Below are 17,178 nucleotides of genomic sequence, written 5' to 3' on the forward strand. Positions count from 1 at the left end.
GATCGTACCCGATGGATTTCGAATTGCAGGAAAGCGGTTGACGCGCCGGCAACGCGAAGCTTGATGGGTATACAAGCGTAACCGATTGAAATAATACTGTTTGGCAATCCCTGAGCAAGAAGATAACGACATCCACTATTGAGGTTGCAGTATGTTCTTGCACAACAAAGAAACGCATCGCATCGGGTTAAACCGGATCATGTTGACCGGCATATTGACCGGTCTTGCCTGCCCGACGCTGGCGGCGGACGCTAACACAGCGACATCATCGACTACGACGACATTACCGACTACGACGACATTACCGGCCGCGACGACATTACCGGCCGTGACGACATTATTGGCCACGACGGATAGAGGGACGAAAAAAGCCGCGCCGGCGGACAACGCCGCCGCCGGTTCATCCGGCGATCAGATGACGGTGATGTCGCCGCGCGTCACCAAACCGGGCACCACCATCAGGATGACCGACAGCGACATGCAAAAGAACGGCGGCAACGACTTCGGTTCTATCATGCGCTATCAGCCGCTGGTGAGCGCCACCGGCGTCAGCGGCGGTTCCGGCGCGGGTAAAAGCGGGTTCGATCGCGGCGGGTATACCGGCTACAACATCCGTGGTCTGGAGAGCAACCGGGTGGCGATCGACGTAGACGGCATCCCGCTGCCCAACGCCACCGGCCGCAGTTACGCCGGGCGTCCGGGGTTGAATACCTTCGGCATCGGCCGTGATTACATTGACCCATACATGTACGGTCTGGTCAGTATCGACGCCGGCGCGACGCCGATCGAGCGCGCCAATAACGCCATCGGCGGCGCGGTGTCGTTCCGTCCTAAATCGCCCGATCAGTATTTATCGGCGCAGAAAGACCACTATGTCGGGTATCAGAGCGACTACGACTCCGCCAGCCGCAGCTGGCATAACGGCGTAACGGTCGCCGGCGGCGATCAGACCCTGCGCGGCATTGCGGTGGTCAGCCGCCGTGATGGACAGGAGACTCGCACCAACAGCGACCGTCTGTCCGCCTATCCGCTCAACTGGCACTCGACGGCGGTGATGACCTCGGCTATCTGGCAGCCTAACGATCAGCACCGTTTCACCGGGACGTTCGACTACTACAACAAGACGTCGCACACCCATTACGATGGCTGGAATAACGTCGGCTCCAGCATCGTCGGCACCTCGCAGCAGGACAGCGACAGCGAACGCTGGAGCGGCAGCCTGCGCCACAGCTGGACCTCCGCCACCAATACCGGCTGGGTGGATGCGGTGGATTCCCGCGTCTACGCCCAGCGTTCCACCGCGAAAGATGACACCGACATGCCGCTGGACGACGGCAGCATGCAGCAGGTCAACTCCGACTACAACGTCAGAACCTACGGCGTCGAAACCAGCCTGTTGAAATCCGTCGGCATGCACCAGTTCACCTGGGGCTTCAACGCCCAACAGTCCGATACCGAGCGTCCGTTCCATCAGTCGCCGGCGCAGACGGGGGCCAACGTCGTCATGCAGCCGGAAGCAGACAGCCGCAGCTACAGTCTGGGCGGCTTTGTGCAGGATAAGATGGAAGTCGAGCTGGCCGGCAAGACGCTGGCGATCACCCCTGGGGTACGGGTAGCGCATCAGAGCACCACGTCGCGCAACCTGTCCAGCCTGAGCGCGGGCAGCAGCGTGATCACCGCAGGCGATGTGCAGTCGCTATACGGCAAGACCACCCGCGACACCGAAGTGCTGCCGTCGCTCAGTTTGCAGTATGAACTGACGCCGCGCCTGAGCACCTACCTGCAGTATCGCCGTGGCGCCCAGTTCCCGGACGCCAGCCAGCTGTACGGCTCCTGGAGTCTGGGTTCCAACTATGCCGGCCGTGCGCAGTACGCGTTGATCGGCAACAGCAATCTGGAAACCGAAACCAGCAACAACTATGAGTGGGGGCTGAAAGGCGACGTGACCGACGGCGTTAGCTTCCGCACCGCGGTGTTCTACAACGACTACAAGAACTTTATCGCCAGCACCCGCTACACCCGGGCGGCCAATCCGGAAAAGTTCACCAACGTACCGTCGAATATCTACACCGCTTATCAGATGGAAAACCGCGACAAGGCGTATATCTACGGCGCGGAATTCAGCAGCCGCGTGCAGTGGGGCACCTGGTTTGACGCGCTCGGCGGGTTCAGCACCACGCTGGCGGTCGGTTATAACGAAGGGAAATCGAAATCCCGCTATCTGGGCGACAAATACGTTGACCTCGACAGCGTAGCGCCGGTGAAAGCGGTGGTCGGCCTGGCCTGGGACGAAGCGAATAACCGCTACGGCGCCGCCATCACGTCTACGTTCCAGAAAGGCAAGCGCGCCACCGCCACCAACCGTCAAGGGTATAACAATACCGGCGCGGCGCTGACCGACTCGACGACCGAGTACATGCGCGTGCCGGGGTACGGGCTGGTGGACTTGACCGCCTACTGGCGAGTGCTGCCGAATGTGCGGCTGAGCGGCGGCGTGTATAACCTGACTGACCGTAAATACTGGGACTACCTGAGCAGCCGCCAGCTGACGCTGAGCACCGCTCAGGATGGCTACAACCGCGAACTGGCGGTGATGCCGGGACGTACCTTCCAACTGGGCGTCAATGTCGATTTCTGATCGTCACTGAGCCTTTCCAACGGTCTTCTGCCGGTGTGGCGGAAGACCGTTTTTCCGCACGGCCTATCCTTCCTGTTTCTTCTGTGACGTTGGCTATTTCTTCAGGGTTAAAATGCTGTTTTAATTTACGTGACGAATTGACTTATAAGCGGATAACCGCACGCTCATCAGGGGACAAATATGGCAAAACACACAAGACTCGCCGCATGGGGCGGCGTGGCGGCGCTGCTGGCAACCAGCCTGTGGCCGCTGGCGTCATCGGCCGTGACCGCGGTATACGTGTCGGCGGCGGGGGACGGGGAAATTCGCGCCTATACGCTGAATACCAAAAACGGTCAGTTGACCGCTACCGGCTCGGTGACCGCCGGTCCGCAGGTAATGCCGATGGCGCTCAGCCCGGACAAGCGGCATCTGTACGCCGCGGTGCGCGGCAAGCCATACACGCTGGCTGGTTACGCCATCGACCGGAAGACCGGCGCGCTGAGCCCGGCCGGAACGGCGGCGCTGCCGGACAGCATGGCGTATATTTCCACCGATCGTACCGGGCGCTGGCTGCTCAGCGCCTCCTACGGCGGCAACAAGGTGGCGGTCAGCCCGATTGCGGCTGACGGTCGCGTGAGCGCCGAGGCGGTGCAGGTGCTGCCTACCGGGAAGAATGCGCACAGCATTATTGCCGACCGCCAGAACCGGTTTGTGCTGGTCAGCAATCTGGGTAGCGACCAGCTACAGCAGTTCCGTTTTGATGCCAAACACGGCCAACTGATTCCCAACTCTCCGGCCGAACTGGTGCTGCCGCCGGGCAACGGGCCGCGCCATTTGGTGCTGTCGCCGGATAACCGGACGCTGTACGTCAGTAATGAGCTGTCCGGCAAAGTGGCGCGTCTGTCGCTGAACAAGACCACCGGCCGGCTGACGCTGCGGGATTACACCGATGCCCTCCCGGCGGACGCGGGAATGCAACCCGGCACGGTCGACCCTAAAGCGCCGGGCATCGATAATCGCCCCAAAATCTGGAGTGCGGATTTGCGGCTGACGCCGAACGGTCGTTTCCTGTATGTTTCCGAACGCACCAGCAGTACCCTTAGCCTGCTGCGGGTTACGCCCAAGAGCGGCCAACTGCGTTATGTGACGCGCTATCCCACCGAAACCCAGCCGCGCGGTATTCAGGTCGATCCCTGCGGCCGTTACCTGATCGCCAGCGGTGAAAAATCCGATCAGCTGTCGGTGTATCGCATCAATCAAACCAGCGGCGAACTGACGCTGACCGGCCGATTCCCGACGGGTAAAGGCGCCAACTGGATTGAAATCGTCACGCTGCCGTAAGCAAGGCAAGAGTAGCGCCGATGCGCGGGAAAAATGCGTTGATGCATGAACCCCGCCCTGAACGGGCGGGGCCAGGATGAGGAGTCAGGCCGGGGTTATTTCAGGTAGGCGTTGAACATCCAGATCTGTTTTTCCTGTTCTTTGATGTAATCGGTCATCAACGACGCGGTGCCTTCATCGCTGGCGTCTGCCACCAGCGGCAGGATTTCACGCTGCTGTTGCAGCAGTACGGCGTAGCCGGCCAGCAACCCTTCCAGCGTTTTTTTGCCGTCGGTGGCGTTGACGTCTTCTTTAATGTCCGCCACTTTCAGGTAGTCGCTGTAGGCATGCAGCGGTTGTCCGCCCAGCGCCAGAATACGTTCCGCCAGTTCGTCGATTTTCAACAGCAGTTCGTTGTAGATTTCCTCAAACTTGGCGTGAAGTTCGAAAAAGGCCGCACCGGAAATGTTCCAGTGATAACCGCGCACATTCATGTACAGAATCTGGTAGTTGGCCAGCAAGGTGTTCAGTTTGGCGGCAATCTTTTCAGACTGCTGCACATCCAGGCCAATCGGGCTCTTTTTCTTTTTACTGCCTGACATATAACGCTCTCCTTTCTGTCAATCGCGTATGGGTTCGCCATGAACATCAGTCCCGGCATGTACTCGCGTGCCGGGCAATGTGACGGCCTTTTGATCATAGACCAGAAACATGAACCAGAAACATGGACCAGAAACATGAACCAGAAACATGGACCAGAAACATGAACCAGAAACATGAACCAGAAACATGAACCAGAAACATGAACCAGAAACATGAACCAGAAACATAGACCAGAAACCGCTGTCCCAGCTCCACCGGGTGGGCTGGCTCACCCTTTATAAAACGATTCTGTGAATAAACGTTTGCGACGTATCAACTTTTTGAAGCCGTGCCCCCGACCGCCGATGTGCGGCTATCGGGCGGTGCAAGGCGGCATCAGGGCAGACGGCCCAGAAACTCACCGACCACCGCCATGCAGGTGGCGCGTTCTTCCACATGCGGCATGTGGCTGGAGTGCTTAAATATCACCCATTCACTGTTACGGATACGATCGACGAAAGGTTGCACCACCTCGGGAGCCGCTTCGTCGTGCTCGCCGGATATCAGCAAGGTCGGCACGTCGATGGCAGGCAGGCGATCGATAATACTCCAGTCTTTCATGGAGCCGATGACGTGGAACTCGGTCGGCCCGTTCATGGCGTGGTAGACGCTCGGATCGTCGTCCATGGCCGCGAAGGTGCGCTTCACCTCGTCCGGCCAGGGATCAAGCCGGCAAACATGGCGCTGGTAGAACACCTGACTGGCGGCGCGGTAGGCGTCGCTGTCCAGCATGCCGGCCTGTTCGTGAGCCAGCAGCGTGGCCTGTACCTCCGGCGGCAGCGCGGCGCGCAGCCGGGCGGCGGCGGATAGCCACAGCGCCATGGACGCGGGCGAGTTGGCAATCACCAGCCCCTGTAGCCCGGCCGGTTGCCGCACGGCGTGTTCCGCCGCCAGCATGCCGCCCCACGATTGCCCCAGTAAGGCGTAGCGCTGCGCGATGCCAAGATGGCGCAGCAGGTTGTCGAGCTCATCCAGAAACAGCGCGACCTGCCAGAATTCGGCCGGCTTGTCGCGCAAATGGGTAGAGCGGCCGTTGCCGATCTGGTCGTAATGGATCACCGCCCGGCCGGTTTGGGCGAGGTCGCGAAACGCGTCCACGTAGTCGTGGGTGCAACCAGGGCCGCCGTGCGCCACCACCAGCGGCGTGAGCGGCGAGGCGAGATCGCCGCAGACCCGATACCAGGTCTGGTACTCGCGAAAAGGGGCATACCCCTCACTGACGTTATACATAACGCATACCTTTTTCATGATGGACAGGCACACGCTACCGCCGGCGCATGGCGGTGAATAGCTAGCAAAAATACGAGGTTGTGCCATGACGGAAAAAGGCGTCTGAATAACGAGGATTTATCGGGAGGAAATTATCCGTATTTCTCTGTTAATCGGAAAGACATTGTTTTCCATCAATGTCTTTTATTATTTACCCATTGAGAGTTATATACCCTTCATACTTCAAGTTGCAGGTGTGTTGGCTGCGCTCGTTCACCCGAATCACTTACCTGAGTAAGCTCATCGGGATTCACTCTCTTGCCGCCTTCCTGCAACTCGAATTATTTTGGGTATAGGTTTATATCCATATATTTTTCCATTCTGATAGATTGTATTATCCATACTGGTTTATTTATCCTGACGTTATCGGTTTTATATTTATTGTAATGATATTAATGGGATTTTAGAAAATCATGCCAAATCCTTTTACGGCGTCATGGAGCCGCAACGGTAATCTTTTGTGTCACGGTCACTGGATTATTCATTATCTGGACCACGCGTTTGAATTGCCGGAAAAATACCGTGAACAGCATTTGGGAACGCTGGGTATTTATTCGGTGATTGATCCGGACGACGAGCTCTATCGGGAAGGGCTGGATGAAGATGACTGGATTCTGGAAAACGTCGACTGGCTGGCGGACTGTTTCGAATTGCACCAGGTGCCGATTGAAGAGGGGTATTTCCGCTTTTTCTATCAGGCCGTCAATCCGCACGACTGGCGCTGTACCAGCTGCGCCGGGTGTATGTGACGGTACTGAGAAGGCTGTGCTACAGCAGGCGGTAATGCATCGCCCGCACCACCGCCTGCACGCGATTGCTGGCGCCGAGCTTACGGGCGGCGTTGTTGAGATGCAGGTTGACGGTCGCCAGCGAGCGATGTAGTTTCCGGGCGATCTCCTTGGCGGTCAGCCCTTCCGCCGACCAGGCCAGACACTCCTGCTCGCGCGGGCTGAGATGCACATGGCGGCAGTGATACCAGGCTTCGTCGAACAACGGGAACACGTGCTCCTGGAAGGTGTGCGCCAGTAGCCCAATACGCGCCAGCACCGTCTCAATCTCGTTGTCGGTATCAAGCCCGGTGTGGATGGCGGTGACGGTGACGAAGCCGCCTTTGGGCAGGTGCAGCGGCACCGTGACGCCGCACCGCATATTATGATTCTGCATATAGTGAGATACCGGGCGGTGCTGTTCGTTCAGCACCCGGCGCAGCGAGGTGTTCTCCGGCCGACAGTAGGACCAGGTGAACGGCGCGCAGCTGTCGAGGGCGTGGATCTGTACCGGGTCGACCTGGTAGTAACCGCTCTGACACCATAGCGATACCATGTCATCCGGCACATTGCGGGTGCGCAGCAGCGAAGGGGTGATCAACTCGCCTTCCAGCGAGCGCGGGACCGGCGTGTAGTCGTAAATCAGCGCGTCAAATCCCAGTCGCCGCACCTCGTCGTACAACTGTTCGAACGCGGGTTCAAACGCCGCCGCGCCGCGATGGTCGCTGTCATGGGCGGCAAGCCGGGCGGCGGGTTCTCCGCGCATGGCCGCGTTCCTGCTTGCAGAGGTTTTTCCGCTCACGGCTATTCTCCCACCTACGGCTATTTTTTCGCGCATGGCTGTATTTTCGCGCATGGCTGCATTGCCATGGCTGCATTCCCGCTCATGGCTGCATTCCCGCTCATGGCTGCATTCCCGCTCATGGCTGTATTCCCGCTCACGGCTGTTTTCTCGCTCACGGCTGTCCTCCCGGTCACGGTGCTGATAACGACAAACCACGACGTTTATTGCCTGAATTAATGCAATTTGGGTGCCAGTTGGCCGCGTGCAAAAACTAGCATTTTTACTAACTACCCAGCGCGGTGAGTGACCGCTAGCGTAAATGTCAGCGCCGGATTAAGGCGGTGTTAATTGAGGTTTTTATGCGCCAGTGTCACGACTATCGCGCTGTTGTTTCCCGTCGGCGTTATCGCGCTGCCCCGGTTTCGGTAACGCCGGCGCCGGGCAGACTGCACTGTTTATGTGCAGCGCCGTGGAGGAAATAACATGCACCGTTACCGTTTTTTATTGCTGCGTCCATTGCAGATGCTGCCGGTGCTGTTCGGCATCAGTCTGATCACTTTTCTACTGGTGCGGGCCATTCCCGGCGATCCGGCGCGTCTTCTGCTGGGCATTCGCAGCACGCCGGACGCCATCGCCCGCATTCGCGCCCAGTACGGCCTGGATGAGCCTGTCTGGCTGCAATATTTCTACTTTCTGCGCAATCTGCTGCGCGGCGAAATGGGGCGCTCTATCGTCTACAAGATCGACACCCTGCCGCTGGTGGCGTCCCGGTTGGAGCCGACGCTGCTGCTGGTACTGGGCAGTGTGCTGATGGCCCTGCTGCTGGCCGTGGTACTGGCGACGCTGGCAGTCCGTCATCACGGCGGGCTGACGGATCAAATTATTCGGCTGGTGTCCACCGTCGGGCTGGGGTTTCCCGCGTTCTGGCTGGGGATCATGCTGATTCTGCTGTTCAGCCTGCGGCTGGGCTGGTTTCCGGTGTCGGGGTATGGCAGCAACTGGGTCGAGCGGCTGCACCACCTGTTCCTGCCGTGCCTGACGGTAGCGCTGGCGCTATCGGCGGTGCTGACCCGCAACTTGCGCGTCAGCCTGCTGGCGGAGCTAAAAAGCGATTACGTGGTGGCGGCTCGCGCGCGCGGTCAGCCGGAACGGCGGATTTTCTGGCGACACGTGGTGCCGAATTCGCTGGTGCCGACGCTCAACCTGCTGGCGGTGAATATCGGCTGGCTGATTGGCGGCACGGTGGTGATCGAAAGCGTGTTTGCATTGCCCGGTATGGGGCAACTGTTGGTTCGGGCGATTTTCAGCCGTGATTACATGGTGGTGCAGGGGGTCGTGATGCTGTTTGCCATTGCCACCGTGGCGGTCAATCTGCTGGCCGACCTGCTGACGGTGGCGCTTGACCCGAGGATTCGCTTATGAGCCGGGCTGTGTTCGCCGTCTTCACGCGTCTCACCCCGGCGCGCTGGCGCCCTCGCCAGCCTGCGCTGTTGGCAGGCATCGCGATTCTGCTGTGCTGGGGGCTGACGGCGCTGCTGGCGCCGTGGGTCGCGCCGTTCGACCCGATAGCGCAAGACCCGTCGGTCAGCCTGCAACCGCCGGGCGGCGCCCATCTGTTCGGCACGGATAACTACGGCCGCGACATCCTCTCCCGCGTGATATGGGCCAGCCGCATCGACCTGCAAATCAGCCTGTTGGGGGTGGTGTTCCCCTTTTGCATCGGCACGCTGTTGGGGGCGCTGTCGGGTTACCTCGGCGGCCTGACCGACACCCTGGTGATGCGGGTGATCGACGTGGTGCTGGCGTTCCCGTTTCTGGTGTTGATGCTGGCCATCATCGCGGTGCTGGGGCCGGGGCTGCTCAGTTTCTATATCGCGATGACGATGGTGGGTTGGGTGTCCTACGCCCGGCTGGTGCGCGCGCAGGTGCTGACGCTCAGGCAACGCGACTACATTCTGGCGGCCCGTAGCCTGGGCTACAGCCACTGGCGGGTGCTGTTCGTCCACCTGTTGCCGAATGCGCTGACCAGTTCGCTGGTGTTTGCGATGTCCGACTGCGTGCTGGTGCTGCTCAGCGGTGCAGCCATCAGTTATCTCGGGCTGGGGGTACAGCCGCCGCTGGCGGAGTGGGGCGTGATGGTGGCGGAAGGGCAGAGTTTTATTACCACGGCATGGTGGATGACCACCTTTCCCGGACTGGCGATCGTACTGCTGGCGATGGGCTTTAGCCTGCTGGCGGATGGGCTGGGCGAACGACTGGGAGCGCGACCATGACACGACTGAATGTAAACGGACTGCTGAAGGTAAACGACTTGACGCTGGAGAACCGCCAGGGTGTCCGGCTGGTGGATGGGGTTTCCTTTTCTTTGCAGAAAGGCGAAATGCTGGGGCTGGTGGGGGAATCCGGCTCCGGCAAGACCCTGACCTGTCGGGCGCTGATGCGGTTGTTGCCGGGGGCAGGGCTGCGCATCGTCGCTGGCGAGGTGTGGCTCAACGGCCAGGATGTGATGCAATTGAACGACGCGCAGATGACCAACGTACGTGGACGGCAATTGGGGATGATTTTTCAGAACCCCGCCAGTCACCTCAATCCGGTGATGACCATTGGCGAGCAGATCGCCGAAAGCCGCCGCCTGCATTTCGGCCGTAGCCATCGCGCGGCACGTGATGAAGCGGTTGCGCTGTTGCAGCAGGTCGGCATCCCCGACCCGGCACGACGGGCCGGCAATTACCCGCACGAGTTTTCCGGCGGTATGCGCCAGCGGGCGATGATCGCCGTGGCGCTGGCGTGCGAGCCGCAGATTCTGATCGCCGACGAACCGACCACCGCGCTGGACGTTACGGTGCAGATGCAAATCCTGCGGCTGCTGGCGCAGCTGCGTGAGCAACTGGGCATCGCCATCATCATGATCACCCACGACTTGGGGGTAGTGGCGCAGACCTGCGACCGCATGGCGGTCATGTACGGCGGCCGCCTGTGCGAACTGGGTGATAAACGGGCGCTGTTGTCTTCGCCGCGCCATCCTTATACCCGCGCGCTGATTGCGTGCCAGCCGATGCAGGCCGGCGGCAGCGGACCGTTGCGCACGTTGCCCGGCCAGCCGCCGCTGCCGGAGCAGTTCGGCGACGGGTGCCGGTTTGAGCCGCGCTGTGCGCGGGCGGGAGACAGCTGCCAGCGTCAGGCGCCGCCGCTAACCGGGTCGCCTGACGATGCGGCGCGACAACTGGCGTGCCATTACCCGCTGACTGAGCACGAAGGAGACGCCGGATGAACGGGATAAGATACCCGCTGTTGGAAGCGGAAGAGGTTGATGTCACGTTCCCGGTATCGGGTCGCTTTCCCTGGCAGAAACGCGAAGTGCGGGCGGTCAACGGTGTCAGTTTGCAGATTGCGCCCGGCGAAACCCTCGGGCTGGTGGGCGAGTCCGGCAGCGGTAAAAGCACGCTGGGCCGCGCCTTGCTGCAACTGGAGACGTTAAAACACGGCCGGGTACGTTTCAACGGCATCCCGGTCAGCGACGGCTTGCATAGCGACGTAGCCCGGCTGCGGCAGGAAACGGCGATGATTTTTCAGGACCCGTTCTCCTCCCTCAATCCGCGCCAGACGCTGTTCCAGAGTATCGCCGAGGTGCTAAAAGTCCATAAACGGCTATCGCCCGCGGCCACCGTCGAGCGCGTCAACCAATTGCTGGCGATGGTGGGGCTGCGGCCGGAGCACGGCCGGCGCTACCCGCATGACCTGAGCGGCGGGCAGTGCCAACGCGCCGGGATTGCCCGCGCGCTGGCGCTGGAACCGCAACTGGTGGTGGCGGACGAGTGCGTGTCGGCGCTGGATGTGTCGATTCAGGGGCAGATTATCAACCTGCTGATGTCGCTGCGCGCGCAGATGGGGCTGGCGATGATCTTCATCGCCCACGATCTGGCGGTGGTGCGGCGGCTGTGTGATCGGGTAGCGGTCATGTACCTCGGGCGCATCGTGGAGGAAGGCCCGACCGAGGCGGTATTCAACCAGCCGCAGCATCCCTACACCGCCGCGCTGATTAGCGCCATTCCCGATATCGACCCTGACCGCCCGCTGCCGGCGAACGGCCTGATGGGCGAACCGCCCAGCCCGCTGGCGCTGCCGTCCGGCTGCGCGTTTCATCCGCGCTGTGCGCACGCCGTTGCCGCGTGTCGGCAGCAGTCACCGTCATTACAACAGCAGGAGCACCAGCGAGTCGCCTGCCTGCGCGCCGGAGAGTGGCGGCAGGCAGGCGCGTCGGTGTCCGCGTCCGATGTTATTGCCGCACCAGGGACTGTTTCACCACCTATAACCATACCCACTTTATCAACAGGGGAGTCGTGCCATGAAAATCTATAAACGCAATGTGGCGGCCGCCGGCGTGCTGCTGGCGCTCAGCCTGGTCAGCGAGCTGGCGCAGGCGGCCGGGATTCTCACCATCGGACGGCGTGAGGACAGCACCACCTTCGACCCGATTAAGTCGGCGCAGAATGCCGATAACTGGGTGTTTTCGAACGTGTTCGACGTGCTGATCCGGGTGGATAAAACCGGCACGAAACTGGAACCGGGGCTGGCGCAGAGCTGGACGGTGTCGCCGGACGGCAAGGTGTACACCTTCACGCTGCGCGAGGCGCGATTTTCCGACGGCTCGCCGGTGACGGCGCAGGACGCCGTGTTTAGCCTGACCCGTATCCGCGACAGCAAGGAGTCCTTATGGCGAGACTCTTACAGCATCATCGACAAGCTGGAGGCGCCGGATGCGCATACGCTGGTGGTGACGCTGAAATCGCCTTCCGCGCCGTTTCTGTCGCAGTTGGCGTTGCCGAACGCCTCGGTGCTGCCGGAGAAAATTGTCCACAGTCTGGGTGAGGAAACCTTTGCCGAGAAACCTGTCGGCTCCGGGGCGTTTGTCATTACGTCCTGGGCGCGCGGCGACAAGATCGTGCTGGCGAAAAACCCCTATTACTGGCAGGCGGACCACGTCAGCCTGGACGGGGTGGAGTGGCAGACGATCCCGGACGACAATACCCGAATGTTGAAAGTGCAGGCCGGCGAGCTGGATGCGGCGCTGTCGGTGCCGTTCTCGCGTCTCGCATCGCTGCAGAAAGACCCCAACCTCAAGGTGGCGCTGGACCCGTCCACCCGAGAAGACAGCTTGCTGATTAACCATTCTCATGGGTTGCTCGGCAAGGTAGCGGTGCGCCAGGCGCTGGATTATGCGATCGATAAAAGCGCCATCGTCAAGACCGTGACGTTTAACTACGGTACCGTCGCCAATTCTTACATTCCCAAAGGGGCGCTCTATTACTACGCCGACAACCTGCAACGCCCGTATGACCCGGAAAAAGCCAAACAGATGCTGAAGGCGGCGGGCGCATCCGATCTGAAACTGAATTATGTGGTCAACGCCGGGGATGAAGTGGACGAGCAAATCGCCGTGCTGCTGCAACAGCAACTGGCGAAAGCCGGGGTTACCGTTAATCTGCAAAAGGTCGACCCCAGCCAGAGCTGGAGCATGCTGGTGGCGGGCGATTTTGACGTGTCGGTGAATTACTGGACCAATGACATTCTGGACCCGGATCAGAAAACCACCTTTGTGCTCGGTCACGACAGCAATATGAACTACATGACCCGCTACCAGAACGACAAGGTCAAGGCGCTGGTTGCCGCCGCGCGGGTGGAAATGGATCCGAAAAAGCGTGAGCAGATGTACATCGACTTGCAGAAGATGGCCAAAGACGACGCCAACTGGATCGATCTCTACTACAGCCCGTACCGTAATGTAACGCGCAAGAACATCAGCGGTTTCTACCAGAACCCGCTGGGGCGTTTCTTCCTCGAAGATACGGTGAAGGGGTAAGGTTAACCGCTCCCGTTAACCGGGAGCGGATCTTTACTTACCGGAACAGCGGTTCGTTGAAGGTACGCAGCCTCCGCGAATGCAGGTAGTAAGGCTTCGCCGCGCAGCAGCTACACCCTGAAGAAAGCCGATCCGCAAATGCTCGCAAATCACACCTGCATAGAAGCAGAGAGCCTGACCGAGCAGTTTGATCTCACCGTGCAACGGCTAATACGACACGCACAACAAGGTGCCGTAAAGCACCCGCGAAGAAATACCCCTGCGCCCCCGATCAGGGAGCTACATCAAAGTCTACCGCCACCGCAAGGCGGAGGTTGAAGCGCAGCGCCGAAGACGGAATAGCGCAATTCCCAGTTGCGATCGTAGGTGGCAACAACAGTGCCGATGCGCAGGCAATGTCACAATTCCTCGCCCGGCATGACAAAAAACTGATCAGTAGCATCGATACAAGGCAAGATGTACTTAGAAAATGCTAGGGATCAGCAAAATAAGGCGGCAACAACCAATCCAGCACGTGATCGTAACGCAGGTAAGCGTGCGCCAGTTACGTAATCGCAAATGGTATGACTTTCCAGCAAGGACGCCGAACTCGCCGATCATCAACCAGGCATGCAGCAGCAGGACCACCAGATGGTCGAAGATGATGTTTTGGCGTTGGACGGTCACAACGCCGATGATCACCAGCGTAATGCCGCGCCCTTCGCGCGAGATGAGATGCTAAGCCGGCATCTGATGATTTTTCCACTGCACAGAACCGATAAAGCCTGCTGCGGATTCGCCGTATCGGCGGTAATCAGCGCGCCGACAACACAGGCTAACAACCCTGATACGCCCTGGCAGGATCGGTAATTTGATCGCAAGCCCAGCGCACGAAGTAATCGACATACCGCATAAAGTTGGTGAACAGCACGAACGGCTGGAAGTGCCCGACTCAAATGACGAAGTACTAGCGCAGGCGCGCAACCGATAAAATCGGTACAAAGCGCACTCGAAGTGCGACAGGGGGAAATGCTCGAGAAACTGCAACAGACCATCAAAATGTTTAGTCGCCAATCAACACAAAAGATGGGGTCGGGAAATCCAGCGCCACCTTCTCTGGTGGAGTATCCGGTTCAACTAATTCAGTTAATAGTTTTGCTAGTGCCTGTGAATTAAGTATCTGATCATCTTGCTGCGATATTTTGCCATTCCTGCGGTAGGAAACGTTACAGTGAGACAAAATCTTTAGACAGACCCGCCACTCGGCGGGTTTTTTATTGTCAGCTTTAAACCACCTCCTCGGGAGGTGGTGATTGTTCCTGTGAGGCTATAGCCTGAAGAAACCCGATGCGTAAATGTTTCATCTTACACTTGGATGATTCAGAGAGGCTGTGAGGTTTTTTCCTCGGTAATGCATTCGAGAAGAAGGCTAAAGAGTGGCGAATAAATATTTTGTGCCCCCTTTCAGGGGGCTACATCAAAGCCGCCTTCTCTGAAGGCGGATTTTTACTTACCGGAACGGCGGTTCGTTGAAGGTGCGCAGTTTGCGCGAATGCAGGTGTTCGGCTTCGGCGCGCAGCAGGTCCACCGTGCGGATGCCGATCTGCAAATGCTCGGAAATCGCGCCTTCATAGAAGCGGTTGGCCTGACCGGGCAGTTTGATCTCACCGTGCAACGGCTTATCCGACACGCACAACAGGGTGCCGTAAGGCACCCGGAAGCGATACCCCTGCGCCGCGATGGTGGCGCTTTCCATGTCTACCGCCACCGCCCGGCTGAGGTTGAAGCGCAGCGCCGAAGCGGAATAGCGCAATTCCCAGTTGCGGTCGTCGGTGGTGACCACGGTGCCGGTGCGCAGGCGCTGTTTCACTTCCTCGCCCGGCATGCCGCTCACCTGCTTGGTGGCGTCGTACAGGGCGCGCTGTACTTCGGCGATGCTGGGGATCGGGATATCCGGCGGCAACACCGAATCCAGCACGTGGTCGTCGCGCAGGTAAGCGTGCGCCAGTACGTAATCGCCGATGGTTTGACTTTCCCGCAGGCCGCCGCAGTGGCCGATCATCAACCAGGCGTGCGGCCGCAGTACCGCCAGATGGTCGCAGATGGTTTTGGCGTTGGACGGCCCGACGCCGATGTTCACCAGCGTAATGCCGCGCCCTTCGCGCGAGATGAGATGGTAGGCCGGCATCTGATGGTTTTTCCACGCCAGATCCGATACCGCCTGCTGCGGGTTCTCCGTATCGGCGGTAATCAGCGCGCCGCCGGCACAGGCTAACGCCTGGTACGGGCTGGCAGGATCGGTAATTTGATCGCAAGCCCAGCGCACGAATTCATCGACATACCGGGTGTAGTTGGTGAACAGCACGAACGGCTGGAAGTGCTCGGCTCGGGTGCCGGTGTAGTGGCGCAGGCGCGCCAGCGAAAAATCGGTACGTAGCGCATCGAAGTGCGACAGGGGGGAATGGTCGAGGGTCTGCAACAGACCGTCGGCAGTTTCGTCGCCGATCAACGCCAGCGATGGGGTCGGGAAATGCTGCGCCAAAGCAACGCTCATTGAGCGATCCAGCTTCAAATTGGCACCGTCGATCACATAGGGATAAGGGATTTCCTTGTCCGACAGCGCGACTTCGATAGTGGCCGAATAATCGTTTTCCAGGATCGCCAACTGTTCCGCCAGATAGTGCCGGAACAGCTGCGGCCGGGTGACGGTGGTGCGGTAGTTGCCGCCGTGGGTCAGGCGGCCGTACGCGCGGGTTTTGCTGTGCTTTTGGGACTGCCCGTCCCAACTGATGCGCAGTTCCGGGTAGACAAATAGCCCGTTGGCGCGCTCGGCGGCATCCGGCAGGGTGCCGTGGGTAATAAAATCGCCGATTGCGGTGCGTAACGCTTTGACTGCGCGATCATACAGCGCTTCCAACTGGTCCAGCGCCTCGCTGGCGGACAGGCCTGCGCCAGGTGCATAACTCATCTTCACTCCTTTTTTCCGATGCGATGGCCGACGCCATACAGTGCGCCCATTGTGGCACAGCACACATCACGGCACGATGGGATAAAAGTGAATTTGAAAAGTCAGGGGGCGGTACCTTCATAGAAAACTAATTTGTGATTTATATCTCAAATTTAAGGGGTCGTTTCGCTCGCTTTTTAAACCAATAAAGAACAAATGCAAAATCTGCGCAATTTCTTGCTCACTTTCCAGCATAAATCCCTGTTTGCGCAATGGATGCCGTTTTTTCAGGAGGTCTGCGCAATTTTTTGCTCAAATTTGACTTAGGGAAAATGACGTCATTATTTTTCCCTTTAAAAACAATAAAATAAAGATTGGCATGGTCATTGCTTTATGAACGGGCGAAGTCACACCTAACCGTTCAACAACAAGGAGCAAGACCATGCCAACTCCATGCTATATCAGCATCGAAGGTAAAACTCAGGGCAATATCACCGCCGGCGCCTTTACTTCCGACTCTGTCGGCAACATCTACGTGCAGGGCCACGAAGATGAGATGCTGGTGCAGGAATTCAAACACATCGTCACCGTGCCGACCGACCCGCAGTCCGGCCAGCCGTCCGGTCAGCGCGTGCACAAACCGTTCAAATTCACCGTCGCCCTGAACAAGGCCGTGCCGCTGCTGTATAACGCGCTGGCGTCCGGCGAAATGCTGCCGACCGTGACCCTGAAGTGGTACCGCACGTCTGTCGAAGGCAAGCAGGAACATTTCTTCACCACCACCCTGACCGATGCCACCATCGTCGACATCAACAACCAGATGCCGCACTGCCAGGACCCGTCCAAGCAGGATTACACCCAGCTGATCGAAGTGTCGCTGGCCTACCGCAAGGTGGACTGGGAGCACACCGTTGCCGGCACCTCTGGCTCCGACGACTGGCGCGCGCCGATCGAAGCGTAATCACGCCGCAACCCGGACTTCGGTCCGGG

General features: G+C 59.3%; 14 protein-coding genes. 10 read left to right on the plus strand and 4 right to left on the minus strand.

Annotated features, from left to right (window positions below):
* Nucleotides 1–151 precede the first annotated feature (151 nt).
* Nucleotides 152–2,638: a TonB-dependent receptor domain-containing protein gene (locus tag DDA898_RS06775; protein ID WP_050570217.1), complete on the plus strand. Its 2,487-nt coding sequence runs from the start codon at nt 152–154 to the stop codon at nt 2,636–2,638.
* Between the two features lie 180 nt (nt 2,639–2,818).
* A complete protein-coding gene (locus DDA898_RS06780; protein ID WP_038910648.1) occupies nt 2,819–3,961 on the plus strand; it encodes a lactonase family protein in 1,143 nt (380 codons plus the stop codon).
* A gap of 95 nt (nt 3,962–4,056) precedes the next feature.
* On the opposite strand, the gene DDA898_RS06785 is transcribed toward DDA898_RS06780, so the two are convergent.
* The gene (locus DDA898_RS06785; RefSeq protein WP_013317109.1) at nt 4,057–4,542 is read right to left on the minus strand and encodes a Dps family protein; all 486 of its coding nucleotides are present in this window, start codon (nt 4,540–4,542) and stop codon (nt 4,057–4,059) included.
* A gap of 376 nt (nt 4,543–4,918) precedes the next feature.
* Nucleotides 4,919–5,812: a proline iminopeptidase-family hydrolase gene (locus tag DDA898_RS06790; protein WP_033111716.1), complete on the minus strand. Its 894-nt coding sequence runs from the start codon at nt 5,810–5,812 to the stop codon at nt 4,919–4,921.
* A gap of 452 nt (nt 5,813–6,264) precedes the next feature.
* On the opposite strand from DDA898_RS06790, the gene DDA898_RS06795 reads away from it, so the two are divergent.
* Complete coding sequence (locus DDA898_RS06795; protein WP_013317112.1) at nt 6,265–6,600, plus strand: PM0253 family protein; 336 nt, start codon at nt 6,265–6,267, stop codon at nt 6,598–6,600.
* 19 nt (nt 6,601–6,619) lie between these two features.
* Here the strand turns inward: DDA898_RS06795 and DDA898_RS06800 are convergent, their stop codons facing one another.
* The gene (locus DDA898_RS06800; protein ID WP_042318225.1) at nt 6,620–7,384 is read right to left on the minus strand and encodes a LuxR family transcriptional regulator; all 765 of its coding nucleotides are present in this window, start codon (nt 7,382–7,384) and stop codon (nt 6,620–6,622) included.
* A 501-nt stretch (nt 7,385–7,885) separates the two neighbouring features.
* Between DDA898_RS06800 and DDA898_RS06805 the strand changes: the two genes are divergently transcribed.
* From DDA898_RS06805 to DDA898_RS23970, 6 genes are all read left to right on the plus strand, one after another.
* On the plus strand, nt 7,886–8,824 hold the full coding sequence (locus DDA898_RS06805; protein ID WP_038910649.1) for an ABC transporter permease: 939 nt from the start codon (nt 7,886–7,888) through the stop codon (nt 8,822–8,824).
* The gene (locus tag DDA898_RS06810) at nt 8,821–9,675 is read left to right on the plus strand and encodes an ABC transporter permease (RefSeq protein ID WP_038910651.1); all 855 of its coding nucleotides are present in this window, start codon (nt 8,821–8,823) and stop codon (nt 9,673–9,675) included. Before DDA898_RS06805 ends, DDA898_RS06810 begins: the two co-directional genes overlap by 4 nt.
* Nucleotides 9,672–10,673, plus strand: coding sequence for an ABC transporter ATP-binding protein (locus tag DDA898_RS06815; RefSeq protein ID WP_038910652.1), 1,002 nt, complete (start codon nt 9,672–9,674; stop codon nt 10,671–10,673). Before DDA898_RS06810 ends, DDA898_RS06815 begins: the two co-directional genes overlap by 4 nt.
* On the plus strand, nt 10,670–11,761 hold the full coding sequence (locus DDA898_RS06820) for an ABC transporter ATP-binding protein (RefSeq protein WP_081639223.1): 1,092 nt from the start codon (nt 10,670–10,672) through the stop codon (nt 11,759–11,761). The genes DDA898_RS06815 and DDA898_RS06820 overlap by 4 nt, the downstream gene beginning before the upstream one ends.
* Complete coding sequence (locus DDA898_RS06825) at nt 11,748–13,262, plus strand: ABC transporter substrate-binding protein (RefSeq protein ID WP_038910653.1); 1,515 nt, start codon at nt 11,748–11,750, stop codon at nt 13,260–13,262. Before DDA898_RS06820 ends, DDA898_RS06825 begins: the two co-directional genes overlap by 14 nt.
* A 630-nt stretch (nt 13,263–13,892) precedes the next feature.
* The gene (locus tag DDA898_RS23970) at nt 13,893–14,111 is read left to right on the plus strand and encodes a hypothetical protein (protein ID WP_152490672.1); all 219 of its coding nucleotides are present in this window, start codon (nt 13,893–13,895) and stop codon (nt 14,109–14,111) included.
* A gap of 640 nt (nt 14,112–14,751) precedes the next feature.
* Here DDA898_RS23970 and DDA898_RS06835 read toward each other — a convergent pair.
* A complete protein-coding gene (locus tag DDA898_RS06835; protein WP_038910657.1) occupies nt 14,752–16,209 on the minus strand; it encodes an AMP nucleosidase in 1,458 nt (485 codons plus the stop codon).
* Nucleotides 16,210–16,630: 421 nt separating this feature from the next.
* On the opposite strand from DDA898_RS06835, the gene DDA898_RS06840 reads away from it, so the two are divergent.
* On the plus strand, nt 16,631–17,149 hold the full coding sequence (locus DDA898_RS06840; protein WP_013317120.1) for an Hcp family type VI secretion system effector: 519 nt from the start codon (nt 16,631–16,633) through the stop codon (nt 17,147–17,149).
* The last annotated feature ends 29 nt before the right edge of the window (nt 17,150–17,178 follow it).

It is taken from the genome of Dickeya dadantii NCPPB 898 (assembly GCF_000406145.1).
In the GTDB taxonomy this organism is placed as follows: domain Bacteria; phylum Pseudomonadota; class Gammaproteobacteria; order Enterobacterales; family Enterobacteriaceae; genus Dickeya; species Dickeya dadantii.

What these genes read in the sequence shown, in the direction of transcription:
- DDA898_RS06775 (WP_050570217.1), top strand. Translation starts at nt 152, where the DNA reads ATGTTCTTGCACAACAAAGAAACGCATCGCATCGGGTTAAACCGGATC.
- DDA898_RS06780 (WP_038910648.1), top strand. Translation starts at nt 2,819, where the DNA reads ATGGCAAAACACACAAGACTCGCCGCATGGGGCGGCGTGGCGGCGCTG.
- DDA898_RS06785 (WP_013317109.1), bottom strand. Translation starts at nt 4,542, where the DNA reads ATGTCAGGCAGTAAAAAGAAAAAGAGCCCGATTGGCCTGGATGTGCAG.
- DDA898_RS06790 (WP_033111716.1), bottom strand. Translation starts at nt 5,812, where the DNA reads ATGTATAACGTCAGTGAGGGGTATGCCCCTTTTCGCGAGTACCAGACC.
- DDA898_RS06795 (WP_013317112.1), top strand. Translation starts at nt 6,265, where the DNA reads ATGCCAAATCCTTTTACGGCGTCATGGAGCCGCAACGGTAATCTTTTG.
- DDA898_RS06800 (WP_042318225.1), bottom strand. Translation starts at nt 7,384, where the DNA reads ATGCGCGGAGAACCCGCCGCCCGGCTTGCCGCCCATGACAGCGACCAT.
- DDA898_RS06805 (WP_038910649.1), top strand. Translation starts at nt 7,886, where the DNA reads ATGCACCGTTACCGTTTTTTATTGCTGCGTCCATTGCAGATGCTGCCG.
- DDA898_RS06810 (WP_038910651.1), top strand. Translation starts at nt 8,821, where the DNA reads ATGAGCCGGGCTGTGTTCGCCGTCTTCACGCGTCTCACCCCGGCGCGC.
- DDA898_RS06815 (WP_038910652.1), top strand. Translation starts at nt 9,672, where the DNA reads ATGACACGACTGAATGTAAACGGACTGCTGAAGGTAAACGACTTGACG.
- DDA898_RS06820 (WP_081639223.1), top strand. Translation starts at nt 10,670, where the DNA reads ATGAACGGGATAAGATACCCGCTGTTGGAAGCGGAAGAGGTTGATGTC.
- DDA898_RS06825 (WP_038910653.1), top strand. Translation starts at nt 11,748, where the DNA reads ATGAAAATCTATAAACGCAATGTGGCGGCCGCCGGCGTGCTGCTGGCG.
- DDA898_RS23970 (WP_152490672.1), top strand. Translation starts at nt 13,893, where the DNA reads ATGGTCGAAGATGATGTTTTGGCGTTGGACGGTCACAACGCCGATGAT.
- DDA898_RS06835 (WP_038910657.1), bottom strand. Translation starts at nt 16,209, where the DNA reads ATGAGTTATGCACCTGGCGCAGGCCTGTCCGCCAGCGAGGCGCTGGAC.
- DDA898_RS06840 (WP_013317120.1), top strand. Translation starts at nt 16,631, where the DNA reads ATGCCAACTCCATGCTATATCAGCATCGAAGGTAAAACTCAGGGCAAT.